General features: G+C 76.4%; 11 protein-coding genes. 4 read left to right on the top strand and 7 right to left on the bottom strand.

What is annotated here, in order from left to right; genetic code table 11:
* The 3 genes from A2U95_RS14190 to A2U95_RS14180 form a co-directional block, all read right to left on the bottom strand.
* A partial coding sequence (locus tag A2U95_RS14190; RefSeq protein WP_166022505.1) for a hypothetical protein occupies positions 1 to 240 on the bottom strand: 240 nt, incomplete at its 3' end.
* Positions 241 to 288: 48 nt separating this feature from the next.
* Complete coding sequence (gene malQ / locus A2U95_RS14185; protein WP_166022503.1) at positions 289 to 2376, bottom strand: 4-alpha-glucanotransferase; 2088 nt, start codon at positions 2374 to 2376, stop codon at positions 289 to 291.
* A gap of 160 nt (positions 2377 to 2536) precedes the next feature.
* The gene (locus A2U95_RS14180) at positions 2537 to 3073 is read right to left on the bottom strand and encodes an HNH endonuclease (RefSeq protein WP_166022501.1); all 537 of its coding nucleotides are present in this window, start codon (positions 3071 to 3073) and stop codon (positions 2537 to 2539) included.
* A gap of 350 nt (positions 3074 to 3423) precedes the next feature.
* On the opposite strand from A2U95_RS14180, the gene A2U95_RS14175 reads away from it, so the two are divergent.
* Complete coding sequence (locus A2U95_RS14175) at positions 3424 to 4521, top strand: mechanosensitive ion channel family protein (RefSeq protein WP_166022499.1); 1098 nt, start codon at positions 3424 to 3426, stop codon at positions 4519 to 4521.
* Between the two features lie 87 nt (positions 4522 to 4608).
* On the opposite strand, the gene A2U95_RS14170 is transcribed toward A2U95_RS14175, so the two are convergent.
* From A2U95_RS14170 to A2U95_RS14160, 3 genes are read right to left on the bottom strand one after another with little or no spacing between them, the layout of a single operon-like run.
* Positions 4609 to 5949 (bottom strand): ABC transporter permease family protein, encoded by a 1341-nt coding sequence (locus A2U95_RS14170; RefSeq protein ID WP_166022497.1) that lies wholly within the window; start codon positions 5947 to 5949, stop codon positions 4609 to 4611.
* Positions 5946 to 6635, bottom strand: a complete 690-nt coding sequence (locus A2U95_RS14165) for an ABC transporter ATP-binding protein (RefSeq protein ID WP_166022495.1) — start codon at positions 6633 to 6635, stop codon at positions 5946 to 5948. Before A2U95_RS14165 ends, A2U95_RS14170 begins: the two co-directional genes overlap by 4 nt.
* Positions 6632 to 7165, bottom strand: coding sequence for a PadR family transcriptional regulator (locus tag A2U95_RS14160; RefSeq protein WP_166022494.1), 534 nt, complete (start codon positions 7163 to 7165; stop codon positions 6632 to 6634). The genes A2U95_RS14165 and A2U95_RS14160 overlap by 4 nt, the downstream gene beginning before the upstream one ends.
* 137 nt (positions 7166 to 7302) lie before the next feature.
* Between A2U95_RS14160 and A2U95_RS14155 the strand changes: the two genes are divergently transcribed.
* Genes A2U95_RS14155 through A2U95_RS14145 form a run of 3 tightly spaced genes read left to right on the top strand, consistent with a single transcriptional unit; the run spans position 7303 to position 9576 of the window.
* Entirely contained in the window at positions 7303 to 8079 is a 777-nt protein-coding gene (locus A2U95_RS14155) for a LamB/YcsF family protein (RefSeq protein WP_206282978.1), read from the top strand.
* A 1-nt stretch (position 8080) separates the two neighbouring features.
* Complete coding sequence (locus A2U95_RS14150) at positions 8081 to 8695, top strand: 5-oxoprolinase subunit B family protein (RefSeq protein ID WP_166022492.1); 615 nt, start codon at positions 8081 to 8083, stop codon at positions 8693 to 8695.
* Complete coding sequence (locus tag A2U95_RS14145) at positions 8692 to 9576, top strand: 5-oxoprolinase subunit C family protein (RefSeq protein ID WP_166022490.1); 885 nt, start codon at positions 8692 to 8694, stop codon at positions 9574 to 9576. Before A2U95_RS14150 ends, A2U95_RS14145 begins: the two co-directional genes overlap by 4 nt.
* Here the strand turns inward: A2U95_RS14145 and A2U95_RS14140 are convergent.
* Positions 9546 to 10268, bottom strand: coding sequence for an SMI1/KNR4 family protein (locus A2U95_RS14140; protein ID WP_166022488.1), 723 nt, complete (start codon positions 10266 to 10268; stop codon positions 9546 to 9548). The two genes, A2U95_RS14145 and A2U95_RS14140, sit on opposite strands and share 31 nt — an antisense overlap.
* Positions 10269 to 10451: the final 183 nt, after the last annotated feature.

Raw genomic sequence — 10451 nt, 5'->3', positions numbered from 1 at the left:
CGACGTCACCCGGTGCTCTTCCTTGGACTTGTCCAGGACCATCACCAGGCCGGTGATCGCGGCGAAGATGACGATCGGGGCGACGACGTAGAGGCCCAACGTCTCGACGACGCTCAGGCCGGTGCCGGGGTCGTCACCGTCGTCGCGAATGAGCGCGAACGCGGGGGACGACATGAGCAGCATCATCAGCGTCGTGCCGGCGGCCAGGGCGCCGGTGCGCAGGGCGTTCTTCTTGTCCACGGCGCCCAAGGTACCCAACGCGGGGAGGGGTCGCGCGTCCGGGGTGCCCTACCGCCCGGTGTGTCGGCCGGGCGGGCGCCGTTCCGGGGACTCCCGCGCCGGTTCGGCGAGGCCCGCCAGCAGGGCGTGCAGCCGCGGGGAGGAGGAGAGCTCCTCCAGGGTGACGGGGCGGCCCTCGCCGTCGGCGACCGGCAGCCGCCAGTTGGGGTACTCGTCCGAGGTGCCGGGGACGTTCTGCGGGCGGCGGTCGCCCACGCCGTCGGGCAGCCAGACGCCGACCAGGCGGGCCGGGGTCCGCCACAGGAAGCGGTGCAGGGCCCTGATCACGTCCTCCTCGCGGCTGCCGTCCAGCAGGCCGCGGTCGTCCAGCTCGGCCAGCCACTCCCCCAGTTCGGCCGCCGCCGCCTCGCGCTCGAGCTCCGCCGGCCGGGTGAGCAGACCGAGCCGGTCACGCAGGTCCACGTGGTCGTGGGTGAGCCGGGAGGCGGTGGGCGGCAGGTCGTGGGTGGTGACGGTGGCCAGGCAGTCGGCCCGCCACTGCTCGGGGGCGAGGGGGCGGCCGCCGCCCTCCCAGTCGCGTTCGAACCAGAGCACCGAGGTGCCCAGCACGCCCCGTTCCCGCAGCGCCTCGCGGACGCCGGGCTCGACCGTGCCCAGGTCCTCGCCGATGACGGCGGCGCCGGCCCGGTGCGCCTCCAGGGCGAGGACCGCCAGCATGGCGTCGGCGTCGTAGCGGACGTAGGTGCCCTGCGTGGGCGGGCGGCCCTGGGGGACCCACCAGAGGCGGAAGAGGCCCATCACGTGGTCGATGCGCAGCGCCCCCGCGTGCCGGAACCGGGCGCGCAGCAGGTCGCGCAGCGGGGCGTAGCCGGTCTCGGCGAGGCGGTCGGGGCGCCAGGGCGGCAGGCCCCAGTCCTGGCCGTGCGCGTTGAACGCGTCGGGCGGGGCGCCCACCGACATGCCGGTGGCGAAGCAGTCGCCCAGCGCCCAGGTGTCCGCGCCGCCGGGGTGGACGCCGACGGCGAGGTCGTGGATCAGGCCCACCGGCATCCCGGCCTCGCGGGCGGTGCGCTGGGCGGCGGCGAGCTGCTCGTCGGCGAGCCAGGTCAGCCACCGGTGGAAGTCGACGCGGTCCGCCAGTTCGCGCCGGGCGCGGGCGGTCTCCGGCGACCGGGGGTCGCGCAGCCGCTCGGGCCAGCGGTGCCAGTCGGTGCCGTGCGCCTCGGCGAGGGCGTACCAGGTGGCGTGGTCCTCCAGGGCGCGGCCCTCGCGGGCCAGGAAGTCGGCGTAGGCGGCGCGCCGGCCGGGCGCGAGGGGCACCGCGCGCACCAGTTCCAGGGCGCGGCGCTTGAGGTCCCAGACGGCGTCGCGGTCGATCCGCGCGTCCTTGGCCAGCACGCCCTCGCGCAGCCGGGCCGCCTGCTCGGCGAGGGCGCGCAGGCGCGGGCGGTCCTCCTCGGCGACGTGGGCGGACTCGGGGATCTCCTCGACCCGCAGGTAGAGGGGGTCCGGGAAGCGCCGGGAGGACGGCCGGTACGGCGAGGGGTCCACCGGCGGGCCCGGCACGCCCGCGTGCAGCGGGTTGAGCTGCACGAAGCCGACGCCCAGGGCGCGTCCGGCCCAGCCGGCCAGGTCGGCCAGGTCACCGAGGTCGCCCATGCCCCAGGAGCGGTGCGAGAGCAGCGAGTAGAGCTGGACCAGCAGGCCGCGGTGCCGTCCCTCCACGCCGGGCGCGCGGTCGGGGGCGACGATCAGGTGGGCCTCGCCGGTGCGGCCGTCGGGCGCGGTGGCGGTGAGCCGGTGGACGCCGTGGGGGAGCCCGTCGAGGCAGGCGTCCCCGGTGCGGGTGCCGCCGTCCTCGGTGACGACGCGCAGGGCGGTCCCGCCGGGCAGGGCGGGGAGCTCCCGCCCGGTGAGCACCACCGTGGGCGGCAGCAGCCGGCGCGCCAGCTCGCGTTCCCGCGCCGCCAGCGCCGCGGCGGGGTCCGCGGTGTCCACGCCCAGCGCGGCGAGCGCGGCGGTCACCGCCTCCTCGGGGACCGCGACCGTGCGGTCCGGCGCGGGCCGGTACTCCGTGGCCACGCCGTACAGCTCCGCCAGCCGCGCCAGCGGCCCTCCCTGTTCCGGTCCGGCCACGGTTCCTCCTCGTCGAGGTCGAGCACGCCCGGACAGTTGGCTACCCACGGAGCGGCGTGCCAGACATCCCCTCCCCCGTTCCTCCCCCGAACGGGGCGCGGCGGCGCCCGGCGGAGGCACCCGGCGGAGGCGCCCGGGGGTGCGAAGGCCCGGATCGGTGTCAGGCGGAGACGCCGTCGATCCGGGCCAGTGCCTCGTCCGCGCCGTACGGCCGCAGGTACGGCAGCCAGCGTGGGTCCCGGTGGCCGGTGCCGATGATGCGCCAGGCCAGACCGGTGGGCGGGGCCGGTTTGTGGCGCAGCCGCCAGCCCAGCTCGCCGAGGTGGCGGTCGGCCTTGGTGTGGTTGCAGCGACGGCAGGAGGCCACCACGTTGTCCCAGACGTGCTGCCCGCCGCGGCTGCGGGGGATCACGTGGTCGACGCTGGTGGCGATGCCGCCGCAGTACATGCAGCGCCCGCCGTCGCGGGCGAACAGGGCCCGCCGGGTCAGCGGCACCGGTCCCCGGTAGGGGACGCGGACGAAGCGCTTGAGCCGGACCACGCTGGGTGCGGGCAGGGAGAGGGTCGCGCTGTGCAGGTGGGCGCCGGTCTCCTCGAGGCAGACTGCCTTGTTCTCGAGGACGAGGACGAGCGCGCGGCGGAGCGGTACGACGCCGAGCGGCTCGTACGACGCGTTGAGGACCAGGACATGCGGCACGGTGCCTCCTTGTACGCCGGCGGCGCGTGGCTCGCGCCGGGACGATCCGCAGTCAGTTTCCCCTCTGCCCTGGTCGCGGCGCCACCACGTGGGAACGACGGGGTGGCGGCGACGGGCCGTGGCCTTGGCCACAGGAACGCCCCGGGCGCCCCGCCGGCACCGGCCCTCCCACGGCGCACGGGGGCACCTCCCGCCTCCTCCTCATCCTCTGGTGAGGCCTGTCTCTCTTCTCCCCGAACCGAGGGGGCCACCCGGTTTGCCCCGTTAGTGTGGTCGTGCTGCCCTTCGGCTTCCGCTTCGTCGCCGTGCCCGTCCCGCCGGGGCAGCCACCGCACCTGGAGGTATCCCCCGTGTCCCTGTCCGTCGCCCTTCCGGCCGCCGGCCCGGACCCGTCCACGTCCCCTTCGACCGGCACCTCTCCCGCCCCGACGCCGAGCGTGCCGTCGCTGGAGGAGGCCCAGCAGCGCGCGACCGAGGCCGCCGGCTGGTTCCAGGAGAACTGGACCACCTGGCTGGCCGTGGGCCTGCGGATCGTGCTGATCGTGGCGGTCGCGCTGGTCCTGCGGATGCTGGTGCGCCGGGCCATCACCCGGCTGATCGACCGGATGAACCGCAACACGTCCGCCACCGAGGGCGGCACGCTGGGCGGACTGCTGGTCAACGCCGAGCGGCGGCGCCAGCGTTCGCAGGCGATCGGCTCGGTGCTGCGGTCCGTGGCGTCCTTCGTGATCCTGGGCACCGCGTTCCTGATGGTGCTGGGCGCCTTCCAGATCAACCTGGCGCCGCTGCTCGCCTCGGCCGGTGTGGCCGGTGTGGCGATCGGTTTCGGCGCGCGGAACCTGGTCACCGACTTCCTCTCCGGCGTCTTCATGATCCTCGAGGACCAGTACGGCGTCGGCGACACCATCGACGCGGGCGTGGCCACCGGCGAGGTCATCGAGGTGGGCCTGCGGGTCACCAAGCTGCGCGGCGACAACGGTGAGATCTGGTACGTCCGCAACGGCGAGATCAAGCGCATCGGCAACGCCTCCCAGGGCTGGGCCACCGCCGGGGTGAACGTGAACGTGCGGCCCGAGGAGGACCTGGACAGGGTCAGGTCGGTGCTCACCGAGGTCGCCGAGCGGATCACCAAGGAGGAGCCCTGGAGCGAGATCCTGTGGGGTCCGGTCGAGGTGCTGGGCCTGGACGACGTGCTGCTGGACTCCATGGTGATCCGGGTGACCGCCCGGACCATGCCCGGCAAGGCGGTCGATGTGGAGCGCGAGCTGCGCTGGCGGATGAAGCGGGCGCTGGACGCGGCGGGCATCCGCATGATCGGCGTCCCGGAGCAGGTGACCGAGGAGCCGGCCGCCGACCCGGCGGCGGGGATGGCCGCGCCGTCCGCCTTCGCCAGCAGCAGTTCCCCGCAGTCGGTGGCGGCGTCGCCGATCCCGCCGAAGGCGCTGTGACGGCCTGACCGGCGTCCCGCACGACGAGGGGCGGCGCCCGGACCACTTCCGGGCGCCGCCCCTTCCCCCGTTCCCCCTGGCGGTGGCTCAGTCGTGCCGCAGCTCCGTGGGCCGGACCGTGCGGCGCAGCAACGGCATCGCGGTGGCGGCGGCCAGCAGACAGGTGCCGTACACCGCGAACGGCACCGGCAGCGCGGTCCACGGCAGCGTCAGGCCGCCGCCCACCGCCGTGGCGTAGAACGTGCCGATGGCCAGACCGCCGACGGCCGCGAGTGCCACCGCCGGGGCGAGCGGCAGCGCGGTCTCCAGCAGCAGCGCACGGCTCAGGACGCGCCGCGGCACGCCGGCCGCGACCTGCCCGGCGAGCCCCTGGCGCCGGGCGGCGATCCCCTCGGCGGCGCCCACGGCGACGGCGGCGAGGGTGATCAGCAGGCCGATCCCGACGGCGGCGGCCGTCAGGTCGAGGCCGGTGACATAGAAGTCGAGGCTCTCCGGAGGGTAGGAGCCGGCGGCGAGGAGGTCGTCCATCAGCGCCTGGCGGACGCCCGTGTAGCCGGTCGCCACCACGGTGAGCAGCAGGACGGCCGCGTGGGTGCGGGCCGCGGCCCACGGGTCGTCGCGCAGCCGTTCGGCGGCGATCAGCACGGCCGGGTTCTCGGCGCGGCCGGCGAGGCGGCGTCCCGTCAGCCTGGCGAAGGAGCCGCTGACCCACACCGCGCCGAGGCCCACCAGCAGGAAGGCCACGAACAGCACCAGGGGCGCGTCGAGGCCGAGCCGGCCCGCGTAGGCGACGCCGAGGATGCCCAGCAGGATCGCCCCGCCGACCACCGCCACGCCCGTCAGCGCCGTTCCCCTCCCGGCCGTCCTGCGCTCCCTGCGCACCCCGCCCAGCGGCGAGGCCACCACCCGGCGCAGCGCCACCACGCTCACCAGCGCGCCCGCCACCGGGACCAGCAGGACGGCCGACGCCACGGCCGCCCACAGGAGCGCCGGCGGCGCGCCGACGCCCAGCACCGCGGCCCCGACCACCAGCGCCGCGGGCACCGCACCGGCCAGGCAGGCGAGCCCGGTCTCCAGCGCCGCGATCCGCCGCACCCGGAGCGGCGACGCCCCGGCGAGACGGAGGCCGGCCATCCGGCGGTCCCGGTGGACCGCGCCGATCCGCGCGCACTGGCCGAGGAAGCCCAGGGTGGGGATCAGCAGGAGGAGCAGCGCCAGGACGACTCCGGCCCGCTCCCCCGGCCGGTCGAAGAGCCCTTCCGCGTACGGGATGCGGTACACCCCGCCGCGCAGCGAGGCCAGCGCCGCGGCGGCCGCCGCGAACCCGGCCGCGCAGAACGCGCCCACCGCCGTCAGCCCGAAGCGCCACCACTCCCTGCGCTCGGAGCCCCGGGTGAACAGCCAGGCCAGCTTCACGTCGTCGGTCATACCGCTCCCTCCGTCACCGCGGCACGGCCGTCGGCCAGCCGGATCTCGCGGTCCGCGTACGCGGCCACCCGTGCGTCGTGCGTGACGAGCAGTACGGCCGCGCCCGAGGCGCGGGCGGCGGAGACCAGCTCCGTCATGACCTGTTCGCCCGCCAGGGAGTCGAGCGCCCCGGTCGGCTCGTCGGCGAAGACGACGCGCGGGCCGGTGACCAGGGCGCGGGCCAGCGCGCCGCGCTGGGCCTGGCCGCCGCTGAGCTCACCGGGCCGGGCGTCCGCCCGGTCGCCGACGCCGAAGCGCCCGAGCCATTCGCCGGCCCGGGCGCGGGCCTCGCGCCGTGAGGTGCCGGCGAGCATCAGCGGCAGGGCCACGTTGTCGGTGAGCGTGAGCTCGGGGATCAGCTGCCCGAACTGGAAGACCACGCCGAAGTCGGTGCGGCGCAGCGCGCTCAGCCGGTCCTCCGTGCAGGTGTCGAGCCGCAGGCCCTCGTAGTGGACGCTGCCGCCGTCCGGCCGGAGGATCCCGGCCATGCAGTGCAGCAGGGTGGACTTGCCGCTGCCGCTGGGGCCGGTGACGGCGAGCACCTCCCCGGCGTGGAGTTCGGCCGAGGCGCCGCGGAGGGCGTCGGTCCGGCCGTGGGCCTTGACGAGATCTCGGGCCGCGAGCAGCGGTTCGGTGGTGGCGCTCATCGTGCGGTGACCTCCGCGGTCAGGGTGGAGAGCCGGTCCGCCGTGGTGGTCATCCAGCGGAGGTCGGCGTCCAGGTGGCTGAGGGCGTAGTCGGCCGAGAGAACGGTCGCGAGGTCGGCCCCGGGAGTGGTCTTGACCTTGGTGAGCTCCCGCATCCGCGCCATGTGGGCGTCGCGCTGTCTCAGCAGGTAGGCGGCGGGGTCGCCGCCGGACAGGATGGCGACGACGACCTTGGCGAAGATCTCGTTGGCCACGAACGGCGCGGGCGGGGCGGTCTCCCCGGCCCAGCGGGCGAGTTCGCGCTCGCCGTCCTCCGTGGCGCGGTACACGGTCCGCTCCGGGCCGCCGTCGGAGTCGGTCCCCTCGACCTCGGCCAGCGCGTCCCGGACCAGCCGCTGCAGCGTCGTGTACACCTGCCCGTACGCCAGGGGGCGCGCCTGCGGGAACCTCTCGTCGTGCCTCCTCTTCAGGTCGTAGCCGTGACTCGGCCCCGAGGAGAGGAGGCCCAGCAGGATGTGACGGGTGCTCATGCCGAGCAGTATGCACTACGTACATGTACTGAGTGAATAGTCGAAGGGCGCCACGTCCTCCCCGGTGTGTTGAGCGGCGGGCCGCCGGCGTGGAAACGTGGGCGCAGCCGGCCGGACCGAAAGTGGTGATCCCCGTGGTGAGCACTGTGCGCATCGATCTCAACGCCGACCTCGCCGAGGGCTTCGGGCGGTGGGAGCTCGGCGACGACGACGCGCTGCTCACCGTGGTGACCAGCGCGAACGTGGCGTGCGGTTTCCACGCGGGGGACCCCACGGTGATCCGCCGGGCCTGCGGGCGGGCCGCCGCCGAGGGAGTCGCGGTGGGGGCCCAGGTCGGGTACCGGGACCTGGCCGGGTTCGGGCGGCGGTTCGTCGACATGGAGCCGCGCGAGCTGGCGGACGACGTGCTGTACCAGATCGGCGCGCTGGACGCCCTCGCGCGGGCCTCGGGGACGAGGGTCCGGTACGTGAAGCCGCACGGCGCCCTGTACAACGCGATCGTCCACCACGAGGCACAGGCGGCCGCCGTGGTGGCGGCGGTGCGGGACTGGGACCCGGGGTGCGCGGTGCTGGGGCTGCCGGGCTCGCGGTGGCTGGCCCTGGCGGAGGCGGCGGGGCTGCGGGTGTTCCGCGAGGCGTTCGCGGACCGGGCGTACACGCCGGAGGGGACGCTGGTGCCGCGGCGCGAACCGGGGGCGGTGCTGCACGACGCGGAGGCGATCGCCGAACGGTGCGTGCGGATCGCGCTGGGCGAGCCGGTGGCCGCGGTGGACGGCACGCCGCTGCGGATCGGGGCGGACTCGCTGTGCGTGCACGGGGACAGCCCCGGCGCGGTGGCGGTGGCGCGGGCGGTGCGGGAGCGGCTGGCCGGGGCGGGCGTGACGCTGCGGGCGTTCGCGGGCGGGGAGGACTGAGGTGCGGTTCCTGCCGTGCGGCGACCAGGGGCTGCTGGTGGAGGTGGGGTCGCTGGAGGAGGCGCTGGGCCTGTACCGGTCCCTGGAGCGGGAGCCGCCCCCGGGCGTGACGGACCTGGTCCCGGCCGCCCGTACGGTCCTGCTGCGGCTGGCCCCGGGAGCGGACCCGGCGCGCGTCGAACAGGACGTGCGCGGGCGCGATCCGGTCTCCGCCGGGCGCGAACCCGGCCCGCCGGTACGGGTTCCGGTCCACTACGACGGCGAGGACCTCGACGAGGTGGCGGAGCTGACCGGGCTGTCGGCGGCGGAGGTCGTGCGGCTGCACACCGGCTGCGAGTGGACCGTCGCCTTCGGCGGGTTCGCGCCCGGGTTCGCCTATCTGACCGGCGGGCCGCGTGCGTTGCGCGTGCCCCGCCGGACCGAGTCGCGCACCCGGGTGCCGGCCGGGGCGGTCGGGCTGGCCGGGGAGTTCAGCGGGGTGTATCCGCGGAGTTCGCCGGGCGGCTGGCGGCTGATCGGGCGGACGGAGCTGGCGATGTGGCGGGAGGACCGTGATCCGCCGGCCCTGCTGCGGCCGGGGGCCCGGGTGCGGTTCGAGGAGGTGGGGCGGTCGTGACGGCGGCGCTGGAGGTGCTGGCGGCGGGACCGCTGGCCACCGTGCAGGACCTGGGGCGGCCGGGACTGGCCGCGGTGGGCGTGGGGCTCTCGGGAGCCGCCGACCGGGGCTCGCTGCGGCTCGCCAACCGGCTGGTGGGCAACGAGGAGGGCGCGGCCGGGGTGGAGGCCACCTTCGGCGGGCTCTCGGTACGGGCGCTGCGGGCGGTGACGGTCGCCGTGACGGGCGCGGTCTGCCCGCTGACCGTGGGGGCGATGAACTCGGTGGTCCACCTGGCGGCGGGGCAGCGGCTCACCCTGGGCACGCCGACGGCGGGACTGCGGAGCTACCTGGCGGTGCGGGGCGGGATCGCGGTGCCGGCCGTGCTGGGCTCCCGGTCGCGTGACGTGCTGGCAGGGCTGGGGCCGGCGCCGCTGGCCGCCGGCGACGTGCTGCCGGCGGGGCCTGCCCCCGCCGCGCCGCCGTGCGTGGACCTGGCACCGGTGGCCGCCGTCCCGCCGGAGCGCGGCGAGGTCGTGCTGCGGGTGCGGCCCGGGCCGCGTGACGACTGGTTCGCCCCGGGGGCGGTGCGGGAGTTGCTGTCGGCCGCGTGGACGGTGGGGGCGGCGTCCGACCGCGTGGGCATGCGGCTGGACGGGCCCGCGCTGCCGCGGGCGGTGGAGGGTGAACTCCCCAGCGAGGGCATGGTGCCCGGCGCCCTCCAGGTCCCGCCCGGCGGGCGCCCGGTCCTCTTCCTCGCCGACCACCCCGTCACCGGCGGCTACCCCGTGATCGCCGTCGTCCTCCGCGACGACCTCGACCACGCGGCCCAGGCCCGCCCGGGCAGCACGCTGCGCTTCACCGGGGCGGCTCACCGGGGCGGCGCCCCCACCCGGCGGTGAGCTCCGGGTCCTGCCCGGTGGATCATGTCCGTGGGCCGCGGGGCCCGGCAGCTCACGAGGCAGCGGCGGCGAGGACGGCCGGATCCGCCGGGCGGGACCTGGCTCCACTCCAGGCGCCCGTCGGTCACACCCGCCCGTTGGCCCAGAAGACTCCGCCCTTCGTACAACGCGTCCGCGAACACGGTCAGGTACGCGGCGAACGTCGTCTCCCCGGGCGTCGGGAAGTCCGCCTCGGCGTAGCCGCCGAGCAGCCCGTACCCCGGGCCGGGAGTGCAGTCGACGAAGGTGCCGTAGAAGCCGTCCGGGTCGACGGTGGTGATCGGCAGGTACCGCAGCCCGGGCCGGCCGTCCAGGCGGGCGTCCGCGACCGGACCCTCGAACCACTGGCCCAGGTGCTCCAGCGGGCCGATCCCCTCGCCGTCGGGCAGGAGGTACCCGGTCGGCTCGGGATCGTCGTGGGACACCGGCCAGGCGAAGTCCGAGGCGGGGCCGGTGCCGTCGCGCATCAGGTGGAACGCGCGCACATCGGCCGGGATCCTCAGGTCGAGCTCCTGCTCCAGCGCGCGCAGCCGGCCCTCCGTCGCGGGCGCGGGCAACCGCCGGTGGGTGCGGGGCGCGTTCTCCTCCAGCCACGTCTCGATCCGCGCCCACGCCGCACGGGTTCGTCCGGCCCGGATCCGCTCGTCGGTCATGGCCCGGACCCTGGTCCCGTGCGCCGACACCGCCCGCGCGCGGCCCGGGCGCGCGCGGGCGGGAAACCGCCCGGCGCCCTCCGGGCGTGTCACCGGCCGGCGGGCGAGGGGCGGCGGGCGAGGGGCGGGATCCCGCAACGCCCGTGCGTAATCGCTCCGTCACGGCGATACTTGCGGCGACAC

It is taken from the genome of Streptomyces chilikensis (genome assembly GCF_001642695.1).
In the GTDB taxonomy this organism is placed as follows: domain Bacteria; phylum Actinomycetota; class Actinomycetes; order Streptomycetales; family Streptomycetaceae; genus Streptomyces; species Streptomyces chilikensis.
The sequence above is the reverse complement of the archived record's forward strand: the minus strand, read 5'-3'. Positions and strand labels throughout refer to the sequence as shown.